This window comes from Pseudooceanicola nanhaiensis DSM 18065 (assembly GCF_000688295.1).
Lineage (GTDB): Bacteria > Pseudomonadota > Alphaproteobacteria > Rhodobacterales > Rhodobacteraceae > Pseudooceanicola > Pseudooceanicola nanhaiensis.
In genome coordinates, this window is record NZ_JHZF01000013.1 from 1381867 (window position 1) to 1397866 (window position 16000).

The following is a 16000-nucleotide window of genomic DNA, read 5'->3' on the forward strand; positions in this document are numbered from 1 at the left end:
CGACGGGGGGCGGAAAGCCCCCTCCGCCCCCTCCGCAAAGGCGCCCCAGCTTGACAATCCGCCCCCTCCGCGCGATGGACGCGGCATGGTCGGAACCCTCATACAAGTCGCCTGCGGCGGCGCGATCGGCGCCACGCTGCGTCACCTCGCGGGCGTGGGACTGGCGCGTGCCTTCGGCGTCACCGGCTTCCCGCTCGGGGTGATGTCGGTGAACGTCCTGGGCTCGGCGCTCATGGGGATCCTGCTGGTCCTGCTCGCGCATCGCGGCCAGACCCACCTCAATCCCTTTCTGATGACCGGGGTGCTGGGCGGGTTCACCACCTTCTCGGCCTTCTCGCTGGAGGCCTTCACGCTCTGGGAGCGGGGGGCCGCCCTTCAGGCCGGGCTCTACGTCATCCTCTCGGTCACCCTTTCCATCGCCGCGCTGGTCGCGGCGGTCCATGTCACGCGGAGTGTCCTTGCATGACCGGCGTCCAGACGATCACCGTGGGGCCGGGCGATGCCGGCCAGAGGCTCGACCGCTGGCTGCGGCGGATGTTTCCGCACCTGCCGCAGGGCCGGATCGAGAAGATGTGCCGCAAGGGCGAGCTGCGCGTCGACGGCGGCCGGGTGAAGGCCAATGCGCGGCTGGAGCCCGGGCAGGACGTGCGGATCCCGCCGCTGCCCGAGCCCGAGCCGCAGCAGGCCGTGCGCAAGATCCGCGTGACCGAGGCCGACGCGCGGTTCATCCGCTCCTGCGTGCTCTGGGAAGACGAGTGGATCATCGCGCTGAACAAGCCGCCGGGGCTGCCGGTGCAGGGCGGCTCGAAGCTGACCCGCCATGTCGACGCGCTGGCCGAGGGGCTGCGCGAGGGTGAGGGCGACAAGCCGCGGCTGGTGCACCGGCTGGACAAGGACACCTCGGGGCTGCTGCTGCTCGCCAAGACGCGCGAGGCGGCGGCGGCTCTGACCGAGAGCTTCCGGCATCGCAACACGCGCAAGATCTACTGGGCCGCCGTCGCGGGCGTGCCGGCGCCCCGGATGGGGACGATCAAGTACGGGCTCGTCAAGGCGCCGGGCCACGGCGCGGGCGGCGAGGGCGAGAAGATGATCTGCATCCATCCGGACGCCGTCGCCTCCACCAAGGACGCCAAGCGCGCCACGACCGATTACGCGGTGCTCTCGCCGCTGGCCAAGCGCGCCTCGTGGTGCGCGCTGGTTCCCGTGACGGGGCGCACGCACCAGCTGCGGGCGCACATGGCCGAGCTGGGGCATCCGATCATCGGCGACGGGAAATACGGCGGCTCCGGTCAGGAGAACCTCGGCGACGGCTGGGGCGCCCAGCTTGGCGGTGAGCTGAGCCGGAAGCTGCACCTGCACGCGCGCTCGCTGACGCTGGAGCATCCCTTCACCAAGAAGCAGCTCTCGCTCACCGCGCCGCTGCCCGAGCACATGGCGCGGACCTGGAAAGAGGTCGGCTGGGCCGAGGAAGACGTGCCCGAGGATCCCTTCGCGGAGGAGGAATGATGCAGCCGCGCCTGGTGATCTTCGACGTGGACGGGACGCTCTCGGACAGCCAGGGGCATATCCTCGCGGCGATGGCGGATGCCTTCGCGGTGGTGGACGCGCCCCTGCCGCCGCGCGAGGTCGTGCTGTCGATCGTCGGGCTCTCGCTCGAGGTGGCGATCCCGCGACTGGCGCCCGCGCTCACCCCCGAGCAGCACGCGGCGATGGTCGCGGGCTACCGCGCCGGCTTCCGCTCGCGCCGCGAGGCGGGGGGCGTGGCGGCGACGCCGCTCTATCCCGGCATCCGAGAGGCGGTGGAGGTTCTGGCGGCGCAGGAACACACCGTGCTGGGCATCGCCACGGGCAAGTCGATGCGGGGGCTCGAGGCGCTGCTCGACGGGCAGGGGCTGCGGCATCACTTCTTCACGCTCCAGGTGGCGGATCATCACCCGTCGAAGCCGCACCCTTCGATGCTGCTCACCGCGATGTCGGAGACCGGGATCGGGCCCGAGCGCTCGGTGATGATCGGCGACACCAGCTTCGACATGGACATGGCGCGCGCCGCCGGGATGCCGGGGATCGCGGTCGGCTGGGGCTATCACCCGGCGACGGAGCTTGGCTCGGCCATCCGTCACGTCGCCACGGCGGCGGAGCTGCCGGGCGCGGTGGATGCGGTACTGGAAAGAGAGGCCACGGCATGAGCGAATGGAAGGCGAAGCGCTTCTGGAAAGAGGTCAACGTGGACGCGGGCGAGGGGGGCTATTCGGTCCTGCTGGACACTCGGCCCGTGCGGACCCCCGCGAAAGCGCCGCTGACGCTCCCGACCCGCGCCATGGCCGAGGCGGTCGCCGCCGAGTGGGAGGCGCAGGAAGCCGAGATCGACCCGATGTCGATGCCGGCCACCCGCGCCGCCAATGCCGCCATCGACAAGGTGGCGATCCAGTTCGACGAGGTCGCCGACATGCTCTCGGCCTATGGCGACAGCGACCTGCTCTGCTACCGCGCCGAGGCCCCGGACGAGCTGGTGGCGCGGCAGGCCTCCGCATGGGATCCCCTGCTCGACTGGGCGCAGGAGACCTACGGCGCGCGGCTCGAGACCCGGACGGGGATCATGCATGCGCCGCAATCGCCCGAGGCGCTGGCACGGCTCGACGCCGAGCTGCGGAAGATGTCGCCGTTCCAGCTGGCCGCCTTTCATGACCTCGTGGCATTGAGCGGATCGCTGGTGCTTGCGCTGGCCGCCACGCGGGACCACCTGCCGATCGACGAGCTCTGGGCGCGGTCGCGCGTCGACGAGCTGTGGCAGGAGGAACAATGGGGCCGGGACGAGGAGGCTTTCGAGGCCGCCGAGGTCAAGCGCGCCGCCTTCCTGAACGCGAAACAATTCTACGATCTCACCGGGCCCGGCGACACTTTGTGACGCCTTCCCCGGCGCGGCGGAGCGATGCGTTTCGCGGAGTGCCGAAAAGCCGGTCAAATCAATGGCTGACGGCGGGGCAAGTGCCTCGAAGCTCCATTGATTTTGGTGATGACACCCTTGACCAAATCAGATGAATGCGACCAAACTCCCCCATGCTGTGCGGGGGGAGCTCTCCTGTCGCGCATTTCGCCACCGACCCCGGGGCGGGTCGGAGCTAACCGCCAGAACGTACAGGCGGACAATCAGGAAGAGGTAAAAATGAAGAAAACCGCAATTTTCGGAGCGCTGACAGTCGCTGGCCTGATGGCCGGCGCAGCTGGCGCCGCCACGCTGGACGACGTCAAGGCGCGCGGCAAGCTGAACTGTGGCGTGTCCACCGGTCTCGCCGGGTTCTCGAACCCCGATGCTAACGGCAACTGGGAAGGCTTCGACGTCGCGGTCTGCCGCGCTGTCGCCGCCGCCGTCCTGGGTGATCCGCAGGCCGTCGAATTCGTGCCGACCACCGGCAAGACCCGCTTCACCGCGCTCGCCTCTGGCGAGATCGACATGCTGGCCCGGAACACCACCTGGACCCTGTCGCGCGACGCGGACCTGAAGTTCACCTTCGTCGGCGTCAACTACTACGACGGTCAGGGCTTCATGGTCCCGAAAGAGCTGGGCGTCTCCTCGGCCAAGGAACTGGACGGCGCGACCGTCTGCATCCAGACCGGCACCACGACCGAGCTCAACCTCGCGGACTTCTTCCGCAAGAACAACATGAGCTACGAGCCCGTGCCGATCGAGACGAACGCCGAAGCGCAGCAGCAGTACCTTGCCGGTGCCTGCGACGTCTACACGACGGACGCCTCCGGCCTGGCCTCCACCCGCGCGACCTTCGAGGATCCCTCGGCGCACGCCGTGCTGCCCGAGATCATCTCGAAAGAGCCGCTCGGGCCGCTCGTCCGCCACGGCGACGACGAGTGGGGTGACATCACCCGCTGGACCCTCAACGCGCTGGTCGCGGCCGAGGAACTGGGCATCACCTCCGCCAATGTCGCAGAGATGGCCGCTTCGGCCGGCGACAACCCGGAGATCAACCGTCTGCTCGGCACCGAGGGCAACCTGGGCGAGATGCTCGGCCTCGAAGCCGACTGGGCCGTCAAGGCGATCTCGGCCGGCGGCAACTACGGCGAGATCTTCGAGTCGAACATCGGCGAGAGCACTCCGATCGGCCTCGCACGCGGCCTGAACGCTCAGTGGACCGATGGCGGCCTGATCTACTCGCCGCCGTTCCGCTAAGACAACCGGCAGGGGCGCGGATCCTTTCCGCGCCCTTCGCCTTCCGCCGTACCCGGGGCGCAACGACCGGGCGGCAATGATCCGGCCACTGGCGCATCAAGACGCCGCAGCACAAGGCCGGAACAACGGGGAACACCAGAAATGGCTACACTCACCGACCCACCGTCGGAGTCGTTCAAGCTTTCGATGCTGATCTACGATACGCGGTATCGGTCGATCACGTTTCAGGTCATCGCGCTCATCCTGTTTCTCACCCTGATCGGCTGGCTGATCAACAACACGGTGCAGAACCTCCAGGATCTCGGGAAGGAGCCGTCCTTCGGCTTCATGAACCAGCCCGCCGGCTATGACATCAACCAGACGCTGATCCCGTACAATTCGCAGGACACCCACCTGAGGGCGGCCTTCGTCGGGATCCTGAACACGCTGCTCGTCGCGGTGATGGGCTGCATCACGGCCACCGTCGTGGGCGTCTTCGTCGGCGTCCTGCGCCTTTCGGGCAACTGGCTCGTCGCACGGCTGATGACGGTCTATGTCGAGATCTTCCGCAACGTGCCGGTCCTGATGTGGATCGTGCTCTGCATGGCCATCCTGATCGAGAGCCTGCCCTCCCCGAGCGATTTCCGGGGCGACGACCCGGAGGCGACGATGTCGTTCTTCGATACCGTCGCCATCACCAACCGAGGCGTCTATGTGCCGGCGGTGGAATTCTCGCGCGGGCTGCCCGCGCTGCCGGTCGGCAATGCCTTCGACCTCAGCCTGAACTTCGTCGTGGCCCTGCTGGTCCTGCTGGGCGGCATCTGGGCCTCGGGCGCGATCCGCCGCCGGGCGGATGCGATCCAGAACAGCACCGGCGTGCGGCCCCGGACGTGGCACCTGCGGGTGGGCGTGATCCTGATCCCGCTGATCGCCGTGCTGACGATCCTCGGCTTCAACCTGCAATACCCCGAACTCAAGGGCTTCAACTTCGGCGGCGGGCTCTACATGCGGAACTCGCTGATCGCCCTGTGGCTGGCGCTGTCGCTCTACACCGCGGCCTTCGTCGCCGAGATCGTGCGCGCGGGCATCATGGCGGTCTCGCACGGCCAGACCGAAGCCGCCGCGGCGCTCGGACTGCGTCCGCGTCGCGTGATGAGCCTCGTGGTGCTGCCGCAGGCGCTGCGGATCATCATCCCGCCGCTGATCTCGCAATACCTGAACCTGACCAAGAACTCCTCGCTCGCCATCGCCGTCGGCTACATGGACGTGACCGGCACGCTGATGGGCATCACGCTGAACCAGACGGGCCGCGAGCTCGAGACGGTCCTGCTGGGGATGCTGGTCTACCTGACCATCTCGCTGATCATCTCGGCCGTGATGAACCTCTACAACTCGCGCGTAGCCCTGGTGGAGCGGTAAGATGTCGAACACGCATGCAGATACCGTCTCCTACGTCCGCGACACGATGCTCATGCAGCAGGACCCGCCGTCCACCTCGGTCGGCGTGGTCGGCTGGGCACGCGGCAACCTGTTCTCGGGCTGGTTCAACACGATCCTGACGATCCTCTCGGCCGCCTTCGTGCTCTGGCTGCTGGCCGGGATCGTGCCCTGGGTCGTCTCGCCCACCTGGAACGCCTCGTCGCTGACCGAGTGCCGCGAGATCCTCGCGGGTCACGAGGGCGCCTGCTGGGGCGTCATCCACGAACGCTGGAACCAGCTCCTCTTCGGGTTCTACCCGCAGGAGCTCTACTGGCGCCCGGTCCTGGCACTCGTGCTGCTGCTGATCGCGCTCGGGCCGATCCTCTTCGCCGACTTCGTGTCGCCGAAGATCCTGCCCTTCTCGGCGGTCTATCCCTTCATCGGGGCGTGGCTGCTCTGGGGCGGCACGATCTGGACCCCGGTGATGGCCGCGCTCGGCTTCGTGGTGGGCTACGGCGTCTTCGTCCTGGCGCAGAGGTTCATCGTCCCGGGGCTCGCCTTCCTCGCCGCGGTGCTCGCGGCGCTGGTCTGGTGGCTGGTCATCATGCCCTTCGCGCTGCCGGACCTCGCCCGGCTGATCCCGATCGGGCTGGAAGCGGTGCAGTCGCGCCAGTTCGGGGGCTTCATGCTGTCGATCACCATCGGCGTGACGGCGATCCTGTTCTCGCTGCCGATCGGCATCCTGCTGGCGCTCGGCCGCCGCAGCGACCTGCCGCTGGTGAAATGGCTCTGCGTGGGCTTCATCGAGTTCATCCGCGGCGTGCCCCTCATCACCCTGCTGTTCGTGGCCTCGACCCTGCTCAACATCTTCCTGCCGCCCGGCACCAACTTCGACATCATCCTGCGGGTGATGATCATGGTGACGCTCTTCGCGTCGGCCTACATGGCCGAGGTCATCCGGGGCGGTCTCGCCGCCCTGCCGAAGGGGCAGTACGAGGGCGCCGATTCGCTCGGGCTCGACTACTGGCAGGCGCAGCGGCTGATCATCATGCCGCAGGCGCTGAAGATCTCGATCCCCGGCATCGTCTCCACCTTCATCGGCGTATTCAAGGACACGACCCTGGTCTCGATCATCTCGATGTTCGACCCGCTGGGGCTCGCCAACGCGATCCGCGCCGACTCGGCCTGGAACGGCATCTACTGGGAGCTCTTCATCTTCATCGGCGCCGTCTTCTTCATCTTCTGTTTCTCCATGTCCCGCTACTCGATGTATCTGGAGCGCAAGCTTCAGACCGGGCACCGCTAAGAGGTTTCAACCATGACCGACACGGCATTCGACACGCCCGCAATCGACCGGTCCGCGATGAAGGTGAGCGACGAGGTCGCCATCGACATCGTGAACATGAACAAGTGGTTCGGCACCTTCCACGTGCTCCGGGACATCAACCTGACGGTGAACCGGGGCGAGCGGATCGTCATCGCCGGGCCTTCGGGTTCGGGCAAGTCCACGCTGATCCGCTGCATCAACCGGCTGGAGGAACACCAGACCGGCAAGATCGTGGTCGACGGGACCGAGCTCACCTCGGACCTGAAGAACATCGACAAGATCCGGTCCGAGGTCGGGATGTGCTTCCAGCACTTCAACCTCTTCCCGCACCTGACGATCCTCGAGAATTGCACCCTCGCGCCGATCTGGGTCCGCAAGGTCCCGAAGAAGGAGGCCGAGGAAACCGCGATGCACTTCCTCGAGAAGGTGAAGATCCCCGAGCAGGCCAGCAAGTATCCCGGCCAGCTCTCGGGCGGGCAGCAGCAGCGGGTCGCCATCGCGCGCTCGCTCTGCATGAAACCGCGGATCATGCTCTTCGACGAACCGACCTCGGCGCTCGACCCCGAAATGATCAAGGAGGTGCTCGACACCATGATCGAGCTCGCGCAGGAGGGCATGACCATGATCTGCGTGACCCACGAGATGGGCTTCGCGCGTCAGGTCGCCAACCGCGTGATCTTCATGGACCAGGGCCAGATCGTCGAACAGAACGAGCCGGAGGAGTTCTTCAACAACCCCCGCTCGGAACGCACCAAGCTGTTCCTGTCGCAAATCCTCGGCCACTGAGACGGCCTGCGGGTCGAGAAACAGGAAGGCCCCCGCCATGGCGGGGGCCTTTTTCGTGCGTGGAGCGCGTGATGCAGCGTGATGGGTTCGGCTGGCCATGGCGGTTTCGAGTCCGGAGCAGGCCCATGGAGGTGAAGCTGCCTGTCAGCGCCAAGAAAGTCGCCCCGGCCGGCCGTGGGGACCATTTCAAGCGTCCTGAAATGAGGGCCGAGGCGGCGGCCGAAACGGGATGTGCTGGCCGGGCTTGCGTTCGCGGTGAGGATGGTGGCGCACCTTGTCCGCGGCCTTCGCCGGTCAGTCGCCCGTCAGTTCGCGCGGCGTGATGAAATCCACGACCCGGCCGGCGCCCGGTGTGACCTCGGACCACGCGTCCACCGGCAGGTCCGCCACCAGGGTCGCCCCCGTCGGGTAATCGAAGAACCGCCCGTGCGGCGGCGGGGCGGACAGGATCATCTCGGCGAAGGTGCCGATGCCGGGGTTGTGGCCGATCACCGCGACGGTGCCGCCCCCGGCCGCCTGAAGCTCGGCCAACAGCGTCTCGGGGCTGGCGTGGTAGAGCGCGGGCAGGATCACCGGCTCCGGATCGAGCGCGAGCAGCGCGCAGGTCTCGCGGGTGCGGGCGGCCGAGGAGCAGAGGATCCGGTCGGGCAGGAAGCCCTTCTCGCGCAGCCAGTGGCCGATCGCCACGGCGGAGCGCTGGCCGCGGCGGTTCAGCGGACGCTCGTGGTCGTCCTGGCCCGGGTCGGCCCAGCTCGATTTCGCGTGCCGGATGAGGATCAGCCTGCGTGTCATGGTCTCTCTCAGAGGAACTGCGTCATGTGATAGGCCGACTGCGCCGCGAGCCTGCCATGCCGCTGCCCCGCCGGGCAAGCGGATCTGACCTGGCAGCCGCCGGTCCGGCAGGCGTGGCCCTCGGGCCCCGTGACGAAAGCCTTGCAGGCGGCGGTGTCGTATCCTGCGGGTGTGAGCGCCGCGACCGGGCAGGCCGTGCGGCAGGGCTGCGCGGCGCAGGCGGGGCAGGGCGGCGCGGGCGGAGGCGGAAGCGCCAGCCGCTCGCGCAGGGCGAGGGCGCCCCGGAACGAGACCCAGAGCCCCGCCTCGCCATGGACGAGCAGGTTCACAGGAGAGGACTGGACCCAGCTGCTCGCCAGCGCCCAGGACACGAAGGGCAGGAAGGGCGGGCCGCCGAAGGGAAAGACGGCGCGGGCACCGAACCTCTCGGCCAGAGCGCCGATCACCCGGAGCGACCAGCGATCCACCGGGTCTGGCCGACCGTCGCGCCATTCCGGACCGGCGGTGAGGGCGGGCCAGTAGCCGGGCTCCCGCGGGCCGAGCAGGAGGAGGGTGCGGGTGCCCTGCGGCAGGTGCGGGTCCGCCTCGGGGTGAAGGGCCGCATAGACGCCGAGGTGATGGGCCGCGGCGGCGCGCGCGATCTCCTCCCAGGTCATTTGCGGAACGGGAGCCTCAGGCTCCACCACAGCCGGGCCGGGCGGTCGTCCTGCCATTCGAGCCCGAGCGTCATCCCCTCGTGCCCGCGCCCGGGCTGCGGCGTGTAGGTGCGGAACACCCGGTCCCAGAGCGAGAGGGTGAAGCCGAAATTCGTGTCATGCTCCGCCTGCTCGGTCGAATGGTGGACCCGGTGCATGTCGGGGGTCACCAGCACCCGGCGCAGCCAGCGGTCCGCGCGCCCGGGCAGGGCGATATTGGCATGGTTGAACATCGCACAGCCGTTGAGCGCGATCTCGAAGAGCACGACCGCCAGCGCCGGGGCGCCAAGTGCGTAGATCAGGGCGATCTTCCAGAGCATGGACAGCCCGATCTCCAGCGGATGGAAGCGGATCGCGGTGGTGACGTCCATGTCCCGGTCCGCGTGGTGCACCCGGTGCAGCCGCCAGAGCAGGGGCACCTTGTGCGTCGCCCAGTGCTGCGCCCAGATCGCGAGGTCGAGCGCGAGGAAGGCCAGAAGCCCCTCGATCCAGCCGGGCCAGGTGGTGAGGTTGAAAAGCCCCCAGCCCTGCGCCTCGGCATCCATCGCCGCGCCGACCGAAAGGAGCGGCAGGACCAGCGCCATGCCCCGCAGCAACCCGGCATCGAGGATCGAGATGGTCCAGTTCGTGCCCCATCGGTGCCAGCGGCCGGTCACCCGCCGGCGGCGGGGCAGCCAGGCCTCGGCCAGCGCGAAGAGCGCGAAGAGGCCGAGGAAGGCGGTCAGCCTGAGAAGCGTTGCATGGTCCATGCCTCATGGATGGACGCAGGCGCGGCTCTTGGCAATGCGGCGCGTCAGCCCTTGCGGATGATCGAGCCCGCCCCGTGCTCGGTGAAGAGCTCGAGAAGCGTCGCATTCGGGGCGCGTCCGTCGAGGATCACCGCCGCGCGGACCCCACCCTCGAGCGCCATCAGCGCGGTTTCCGTCTTGGGGATCATGCCGCCCGCGATGGTGCCGTCGGCCGTCATCTCGCGGATCTGGGCGGCGGTGAGGTCGGTCATCACCTCGCCCTCGGCGTTCTTCACCCCGGCCACGTCGGTCAGCAGCAGCAGGCGGTCGGCCTTCAGCGCCGCCGCGATGGCGCCCGCCGCGGTGTCGCCGTTCACGTTGAACGTCTCGCCGTTGCGGCCCATGCCCAGGGGCGCGATCACCGGGATGATGTCGGCCTTGAACATCGCGTGCAGGATCGTCGTGTCGCATTCCGCGGGCGTGCCCACAAGGCCGAGCGCCGGGTCGGTCGGATCGCAGACCATGAGGTTCGCGTCCTTGCCGGAGAGGCCGACGCCCTTGCCGCCCTGCGAGCTGATCGCCTGCACGATGCGCTTGTTCACCCGGCCCGAGAGCACCATCTCGACGACCTCGACGGTCGCCTCGTCGGTGACACGCTTGCCGTTCACGAACTCCGACTTGATGTCGAGCTTCTCGAGCATCTCGTTGATCATCGGGCCGCCGCCGTGGACGATCACCGGGTTCACGCCGACTTGGCGCATCAGCACGATGTCGCGGGCGAAAGTTTCCATCGCTTCATCGTCGCCCATGGCGTGACCGCCGAATTTGACGACGACGATGGCGCCCTCGTACCGCTGAAGATACGGCAGGGCCTGGCTTAAAGTTCGGGCAGTGGCGATCCAGTCGCGGTTCATGGCGGTCTGTTTTCTCATGCGAACATCCGTGGGTTTCGGGTTTGATACGGTGCGAGGCGGGTGTTTCCAAGCCCTTAGAATTAGGGCCGAAAAGAGCCATGGGGAATTCCGCCGATCACGAAGAAGTGGATTGCGCCTGATATCAGAGGGTTCCGGGCCATTTTCCGCCTATCTGCCCCGGATGTAACAGAAATCACGCGCGGTTACGGGAGCGCGAGGAGGGGGGTGGCGCAAATCCGCCACAGGTTAAGAAAGGGGATGTGGAGGTGCAACCGAAGGCATAGGTGACGGTTGTGGACATGCCGCCCCCGGACAAACCAGGGGGCGCAGGATTTTGGTCTCGAACCGGAGCCACTCCGGAGGGGCAAAACGAGGGCAGCAGGCCCGCAAGAAGGAGAAACTACATGTTCCGCATTATTGCTTCCGCAGCGACTGCAGGCAGTCTGATCGCAGCACCGGCTCTCGCCGGCAGCATGAGCCCCCCGCCGGCAGATCCGGTTCCGGTCGCACCGGCACCGATCGTCATGCCGAGCGCTGACTGGACCGGCGGCTTCGGCGGTGTCCAGCTGGGCTACGGCGATTTCGACCTCGCACCGGGTGGTGACGATGGTGTCGTCTACGGCGGTCAGCTCGGTTACGATTACGATTTCGGTAACTTCGTCCTCGGTGGCGAATTCGACTACATCGGCTCGGACGCCAGCATCGGCACCACCGAAGTCGACAGCGTGATGCGCCTGAAGGCACGTCTCGGCTTCGACATGGGCAACACCCTGATCTACGGTGTGGCCGGTGGCGCACGTGCAGACACCTCGATCGGCGACGACACCGGCTGGGTGGTCGGTCTCGGTGCCGAATACATGGTCTACGAAAACGTCTCGATCGGTGGTGAATACCTCTACCACAAGTTCGACGACTTCAACGGCTCGGGCAGCGACCTGGAAGCGAACACCATCGCAGCCAAGGTGAACTACCGCTTCTGATCCCTGTCGGGACCATCTGACACGAAGTTTCCGGGCCCCGCGCGCAAATCCCGCCGCGGGGCCCGGTTGCGTTAAGGAACCGTTAGCGAAGAGCGTGCGTTAATGGCACAGTATTCTCAGTAGGGGCGAGCGCTTGAAACGGTTCTTCAGACTACCGACCTCGGGCAGCGCGGCGCTTCTGCTCCTCCCCTCCATTTCCATCGCCGATCCATTGTCCGAGGCCGACTGGTCCGGCACCTATTTCGGCGGCAACCTCGATTTCCATCGCGGTGTGCCTGACGGCTCGGGGCTCATCAGTGTGCATGCCGGCATCGACCGGGCCATGGGGAACACGGTTCTGGGGGGCGAGGTCGAGGTTTCGGATGCCGATGCAGGGGCGCCGGGCGGCACGATCGACTGGATGACGCGCGGCAAGCTCAGGGCCGGCATGGCCTACGGGCGGACGCTCTTCTACGCCACCGCGGGCGGGGTCCGGGCCGAAAGCAGCACGGGGCCGGAATACGGGCTCCTGGCCGGCGCGGGCGTCGAATACCGTCTCATCGGTCGCTGGACCGTGGGTGGAGAGGTCCTGACCCACCATTTCCCGAATTTCGACGGCGCGGAAAGCTACGACGTCCAGACCGTCTCGGCCCGGGTCTCGTTCCGGTTCTGACGCGCTAGACGAGCCCGGCGATCACCGCGCGGAGCGTCGCGATTCCGTCGCCCTTCTCACTCGAGGTCTGGATGATCTCGGGGAAGGCGGCGGGGTGCTTCGCCAGCTTCGCCCGCACCTGGTCCAGGATCTTCCCGCGTTCGGCGGCCTTCACCTTGTCGGCCTTGGTCAGCACGCACTGGAAGGTGACGGCAGAGGTGTCGAGAAGCTTCAGGATCTCCTCGTCCACCGACTTGATGCCGTGCCGCGCGTCGATCAGCACGAAGGCCCGGCGCAGGTTGGCCCGGCCCGAGAGATACTGCTTCAGAAGCCGCTGCCATTTCTCCACGACCGCCAGCGGCGCGTTGGCATAGCCGTAGCCGGGCAGGTCGACGAGGTAGTGGCTCTGGGCGAGCGTGAAGAAGTTGATCTCCTGCGTGCGGCCCGGCGTGTTGGAGGCCCGCGCGAGGCCCTTGCGGCCGGTCAGCGCGTTGATGAGGGTCGACTTGCCCACGTTGGAGCGGCCCGCGAAACAGACCTCGAGCCGGTCGTCCGGGGGCAGGCCGTTCATCGCGACCACGCCCTTCAGGAAGTCCGTCTCGCCCGCGAAGAGCAGGCGGCCGGCCTCTTCCTGTTCGGGCGTGACCTCGACCAGCGGGAAGGGCAGGGGGGCGCTCATGCGATCTCGACCGTGTCGCCGGCGGCGATCTCGCCCGGGCGGGTGACCAGGGCATAGACGCCGAAATCCTGGTGGCCGTAGGTGCCGTTCAGCAGCGCCAGCGTATCGACGTCGCGCTCCCCGGTTTCCGGGTTGGCGCAGGTGGCCTTGCAGCGGGTGATGCGCGCGCGGATCTCGAGCTCGGCCGCGCCGATCCGGAGGGTCCGGCCGATCAGATCGAATTCCTCGAACGGCGCCCAGCCCTCGACCCAGAGGTTGCCGCGGAACCGGTGCGGAGAGAGCGGCGCCCCGGCCTGGTCCGACAGCGCGTCGAGCGATCCGGTGCCGAGGATCGAGATGAACGGATCGGGCCAGTCGGTCATCGCCTGGCCCGGCACATGCACCACGTTGCGCGGCGCCGGCAGGTCGGCACCCCAGAGCGGCGCGAGCCAGTCCAGCAGGCGCGCGCTCTCGGTCATGGGGTCGAGCGTGATCGTCTCGGCCCGGGGATGCGAGAGGGTCAGGCGCCCCGTCGCCTCGTCAAGATCGGAGCGGATCGCCATCAGGTCGGGCTGGGTGACCCCGCGCAGGAAGTTCAGCTTGCGCTGCCATGCCTCGGGATTGCCATCGAATTTCGCGTTCTCATGCGCGACGGCCCAGTGCCGGTCCCAGGGGAGCGCGGCGCCGGGCGCGACGGCCACCCGGTCGAGCGGCTCGTAGCCGATCGATTTCACCGGGTGGCGGAAGATATGGGCGAGCGTTGCTATTTCTTGCCCTCCGCGACCTTCTTGCGGCTGAAGCTCCGGCGGATGTTGCCGAAGACGTCCGGCTTGTACCCGTGGCCGCGCATGATGGCGTATTGCTGCACGAAGGTGATGGTGTTGTTGGTGATCCAGTAGAGCACCAGGCCGCTGGCAAAGCTGCCGAGCATGAACATGAACACCCAGGGCATCCAGGCGAAGATCATCGCCTGCGTCGCGTCGGTGGGTGCCGGGTTCAGCTTCTGCTGCAGCCACATCGAGATGCCCAGCAGGATCGGGAGCACGCCGAGGCTGAGGATCGCCAGGAACGAGGTCGGGTCCGGCGGCGCGTAGGGCAGCAGGCCGAAGAGGTTCAGGATCGAGGACGGGTCAGGCGCCGAGAGGTCGCGGATCCAGCCGATCCAGGGCGCGTGGCGCAGCTCGATCGTGACGAAGATCACCTTGTAGAGCGAGAAGAAGATCGGGATCTGGATCAGGATCGGCAGACAGCCGGAGGCCGGGTTCACCTTCTCCTTGCGATAGAGCTCCATCATCTCCTTCTGGAGCCGCTGGCGGTCGTCGCCGGCGCGTTCCTTCAGCTTCTCCATCTCGGGCTGAAGCTCCTTCATCCGCGCCATCGAGGCGTAGGACTTGTAGGCCAGCGGGAAGACGAGGAGCTTGAGCAGGAAGGTCAGGGCGATGATCGACCAGCCCATGTTGCCGATGAAGCTGTGCAGCCAGTGCAGCACCCAGAAGATCGGCTTGGTGAGGTAGAAGAACCAGCCCCAGTCGATCGCGTCGATGAAACGGTCGACGCCTTCCTCGTCCTCGTAGTGCTTGATCGTCTCGGCTTCCTTCGCGCCCGAGAAGAGCCGGGTGGAGACGGTCACGGTCTGGCCGGGGGCCACCTCCTGCGCGGGCAGGACGGCTTCGGTCTGGAAGATGTCGGGGTTCGGGAAGTATTTCGCGGTCGAGCGGAAGGCGCCGTCGGGAATCAGCGTCGACATCCAGTAGTGATCGGTGAAGCCGATCCAGCCGGATTCGCTCACCTCGACCCGGTCCGCGGGCATGCTGCCCTCGCGGTCGTCGGCGTCGAGGTCCTCGAGATCGCCGTAATCCTCTTCCTGCAGCGTGCCGTCGGACATGCGGATCATGCCCTCGTGCAGGACGAAGAACTTCTTCAGGTTGGTGGGCGTCCCGTGGCGGCGCAGCAGGCCGTAGGGGCGCAGCGTGACGGGCGTGTCGCCGGCGTTCTCGACGCTCTGGCGGACGGTGAACATGTAATCCTGGTCGACCGAGATCTCGCGGCGGAAGGTCAGGCCGTTGCCGTTGTCCCATTCGAGGGTGACGGGCGTCTCGGACGTCAGCGTCGCGCCCTCGGGGGCGGTCCAGAGCGTGTCGGCGCCGGGCACGGCATCGGCGGCAAGCCCGCCGCTGGCCGCCCAGCCGTAGAGCGCGTAATAGGGGTTTTCGCTGCCGACGGGGCTGAGGACGGTCACCATCTCGGAATCCGGGTCGATGGTGGTCATGTAATCCTTCAGCCGCAGGTCGTCGAAGCGGCCGCCGCGGAGCGAGATCGAGCCGGTGACGCGGGGCGTGTCGATGGCGACGCGCGGGGCCTGGGTCTCGGCGGCCTCGGAGCCCTCGGCGGTCGTGGCGCTGCCCTGGGTGTCGGCCGAGGTGGTGGGCAGCATGCCCGCGCCCTCCGTCCCGGTTTCGGTGCTCGAGGTCTCGACCGGGGCGTTCGGGTCCACCGGTTTTTCCGGGGGCGGGAAGAGCACGAACCAGATCACGATGACCACGAAGCTGAGCAGCGTCGCCAGGAGGAGGTTCTTGTTCTGATCGTCCATGTGGAGGAATACCCGTCGCCTAAGAGTCAAGCCGCGGTTCAACAGATCGGGGGGACAAAGGTCAAGGGCATTCTCCGCCGCAGGCCGGCTCGCACGCAAGCGTGACGGCGCGTTTCGGGCCTTGCTGCACGGGGGCGGCGGGCGATTCCGGGGCTCCGGCGGCGGTCGCGCCGGGGCCGGGCGCGGGCGCGCCCGTGTGCCGCGCCCCCGTGATCCGGTTCAGCCCGGGGGGGGCGGGGCTCCCGCTCGGCGGGCGGGGCAGCACGCGTCGGATCGTGGGAGCGCGGCAAGAGAGGCGAGGGACAGCGCGCGCGTCGG

General features: G+C 67.6%; 17 protein-coding genes. 10 read left to right on the top strand and 7 right to left on the bottom strand.

Translation table 11 applies throughout. From position 1 onward, the window contains the following. The first annotated feature begins 85 nt into the window (after positions 1-85). The 8 genes from crcB to Q344_RS0116865 all read left to right on the top strand — a co-directional run bounded on the left by crcB (position 86) and on the right by Q344_RS0116865 (position 7694). Positions 86-466, top strand: coding sequence for a fluoride efflux transporter CrcB (gene crcB / locus Q344_RS0116830; protein WP_028287787.1), 381 nt, complete (start codon positions 86-88; stop codon positions 464-466). Next, on the top strand, positions 463-1506 hold the full coding sequence (locus Q344_RS0116835; RefSeq protein ID WP_028287788.1) for an RluA family pseudouridine synthase: 1044 nt from the start codon (positions 463-465) through the stop codon (positions 1504-1506). Before crcB ends, Q344_RS0116835 begins: the two co-directional genes overlap by 4 nt. Beyond that, a complete protein-coding gene (locus Q344_RS0116840) occupies positions 1503-2186 on the top strand; it encodes an HAD-IA family hydrolase (RefSeq protein ID WP_028287789.1) in 684 nt (227 codons plus the stop codon). Before Q344_RS0116835 ends, Q344_RS0116840 begins: the two co-directional genes overlap by 4 nt. Next, on the top strand, positions 2183-2905 hold the full coding sequence (locus Q344_RS0116845) for an ATP12 family chaperone protein (RefSeq protein ID WP_028287790.1): 723 nt from the start codon (positions 2183-2185) through the stop codon (positions 2903-2905). The genes Q344_RS0116840 and Q344_RS0116845 overlap by 4 nt, the downstream gene beginning before the upstream one ends. 258 nt (positions 2906-3163) lie before the next feature. Further along, complete coding sequence (locus Q344_RS0116850; RefSeq protein WP_028287791.1) at positions 3164-4183, top strand: amino acid ABC transporter substrate-binding protein; 1020 nt, start codon at positions 3164-3166, stop codon at positions 4181-4183. Between the two features lie 141 nt (positions 4184-4324). Continuing rightward, on the top strand, positions 4325-5581 hold the full coding sequence (locus Q344_RS0116855) for an amino acid ABC transporter permease (protein WP_028287792.1): 1257 nt from the start codon (positions 4325-4327) through the stop codon (positions 5579-5581). Position 5582: 1 nt separating this feature from the next. Continuing rightward, entirely contained in the window at positions 5583-6887 is a 1305-nt protein-coding gene (locus tag Q344_RS0116860) for an amino acid ABC transporter permease (RefSeq protein WP_028287793.1), read from the top strand. Between the two features lie 12 nt (positions 6888-6899). Next, positions 6900-7694, top strand: coding sequence for an amino acid ABC transporter ATP-binding protein (locus Q344_RS0116865; protein ID WP_028287794.1), 795 nt, complete (start codon positions 6900-6902; stop codon positions 7692-7694). A gap of 294 nt (positions 7695-7988) precedes the next feature. Here Q344_RS0116865 and Q344_RS0116870 read toward each other — a convergent pair whose 3' ends face one another. From Q344_RS0116870 to argB, 4 genes are read right to left on the bottom strand one after another with little or no spacing between them, the layout of a single operon-like run. After that, on the bottom strand, positions 7989-8486 hold the full coding sequence (locus tag Q344_RS0116870) for a SixA phosphatase family protein (protein ID WP_028287795.1): 498 nt from the start codon (positions 8484-8486) through the stop codon (positions 7989-7991). A gap of 8 nt (positions 8487-8494) precedes the next feature. Further along, positions 8495-9142 (bottom strand): hypothetical protein, encoded by a 648-nt coding sequence (locus tag Q344_RS0116875; RefSeq protein ID WP_028287796.1) that lies wholly within the window; start codon positions 9140-9142, stop codon positions 8495-8497. Continuing rightward, positions 9139-9930: a sterol desaturase family protein gene (locus tag Q344_RS0116880; protein ID WP_028287797.1), complete on the bottom strand. Its 792-nt coding sequence runs from the start codon at positions 9928-9930 to the stop codon at positions 9139-9141. Before Q344_RS0116880 ends, Q344_RS0116875 begins: the two co-directional genes overlap by 4 nt. A gap of 44 nt (positions 9931-9974) precedes the next feature. Then, positions 9975-10841 carry an acetylglutamate kinase gene (gene argB / locus Q344_RS0116885; protein ID WP_028287798.1) on the bottom strand — a complete coding sequence of 289 codons (867 nt, stop codon included), beginning with the start codon at positions 10839-10841 and terminating at the stop codon, positions 9975-9977. 506 nt (positions 10842-11347) lie between these two features. On the opposite strand from argB, the gene Q344_RS0116890 reads away from it, so the two are divergent. Continuing rightward, positions 11348-11803 carry an outer membrane protein gene (locus tag Q344_RS0116890; RefSeq protein WP_051630709.1) on the top strand — a complete coding sequence of 152 codons (456 nt, stop codon included), beginning with the start codon at positions 11348-11350 and terminating at the stop codon, positions 11801-11803. 133 nt (positions 11804-11936) lie between these two features. Continuing rightward, entirely contained in the window at positions 11937-12455 is a 519-nt protein-coding gene (locus tag Q344_RS24250) for an outer membrane protein (protein ID WP_169739204.1), read from the top strand. A gap of 4 nt (positions 12456-12459) precedes the next feature. On the opposite strand, the gene yihA is transcribed toward Q344_RS24250, so the two are convergent. From yihA to yidC, 3 genes are read right to left on the bottom strand one after another with little or no spacing between them, the layout of a single operon-like run. Further along, a complete protein-coding gene (gene yihA, locus Q344_RS0116900; protein ID WP_028287800.1) occupies positions 12460-13113 on the bottom strand; it encodes a ribosome biogenesis GTP-binding protein YihA/YsxC in 654 nt (217 codons plus the stop codon). After that, positions 13110-13859, bottom strand: a complete 750-nt coding sequence (locus Q344_RS0116905; RefSeq protein WP_028287801.1) for an MOSC domain-containing protein — start codon at positions 13857-13859, stop codon at positions 13110-13112. Before Q344_RS0116905 ends, yihA begins: the two co-directional genes overlap by 4 nt. Next, a complete protein-coding gene (gene yidC / locus Q344_RS0116910; protein ID WP_028287802.1) occupies positions 13856-15682 on the bottom strand; it encodes a membrane protein insertase YidC in 1827 nt (608 codons plus the stop codon). The genes Q344_RS0116905 and yidC overlap by 4 nt, the downstream gene beginning before the upstream one ends. Positions 15683-16000 lie beyond the last annotated feature (318 nt).

What these genes read in the sequence shown, in the direction of transcription:
- crcB (WP_028287787.1), top strand. Translation starts at nt 86, where the DNA reads ATGGTCGGAACCCTCATACAAGTCGCCTGCGGCGGCGCGATCGGCGCC.
- Q344_RS0116835 (WP_028287788.1), top strand. Translation starts at nt 463, where the DNA reads ATGACCGGCGTCCAGACGATCACCGTGGGGCCGGGCGATGCCGGCCAG.
- Q344_RS0116840 (WP_028287789.1), top strand. Translation starts at nt 1,503, where the DNA reads ATGATGCAGCCGCGCCTGGTGATCTTCGACGTGGACGGGACGCTCTCG.
- Q344_RS0116845 (WP_028287790.1), top strand. Translation starts at nt 2,183, where the DNA reads ATGAGCGAATGGAAGGCGAAGCGCTTCTGGAAAGAGGTCAACGTGGAC.
- Q344_RS0116850 (WP_028287791.1), top strand. Translation starts at nt 3,164, where the DNA reads ATGAAGAAAACCGCAATTTTCGGAGCGCTGACAGTCGCTGGCCTGATG.
- Q344_RS0116855 (WP_028287792.1), top strand. Translation starts at nt 4,325, where the DNA reads ATGGCTACACTCACCGACCCACCGTCGGAGTCGTTCAAGCTTTCGATG.
- Q344_RS0116860 (WP_028287793.1), top strand. Translation starts at nt 5,583, where the DNA reads ATGTCGAACACGCATGCAGATACCGTCTCCTACGTCCGCGACACGATG.
- Q344_RS0116865 (WP_028287794.1), top strand. Translation starts at nt 6,900, where the DNA reads ATGACCGACACGGCATTCGACACGCCCGCAATCGACCGGTCCGCGATG.
- Q344_RS0116870 (WP_028287795.1), bottom strand. Translation starts at nt 8,486, where the DNA reads ATGACACGCAGGCTGATCCTCATCCGGCACGCGAAATCGAGCTGGGCC.
- Q344_RS0116875 (WP_028287796.1), bottom strand. Translation starts at nt 9,142, where the DNA reads ATGACCTGGGAGGAGATCGCGCGCGCCGCCGCGGCCCATCACCTCGGC.
- Q344_RS0116880 (WP_028287797.1), bottom strand. Translation starts at nt 9,930, where the DNA reads ATGGACCATGCAACGCTTCTCAGGCTGACCGCCTTCCTCGGCCTCTTC.
- argB (WP_028287798.1), bottom strand. Translation starts at nt 10,841, where the DNA reads ATGAGAAAACAGACCGCCATGAACCGCGACTGGATCGCCACTGCCCGA.
- Q344_RS0116890 (WP_051630709.1), top strand. Translation starts at nt 11,348, where the DNA reads ATGCCGAGCGCTGACTGGACCGGCGGCTTCGGCGGTGTCCAGCTGGGC.
- yihA (WP_028287800.1), bottom strand. Translation starts at nt 13,113, where the DNA reads ATGAGCGCCCCCCTGCCCTTCCCGCTGGTCGAGGTCACGCCCGAACAG.
- yidC (WP_028287802.1), bottom strand. Translation starts at nt 15,682, where the DNA reads ATGGACGATCAGAACAAGAACCTCCTCCTGGCGACGCTGCTCAGCTTC.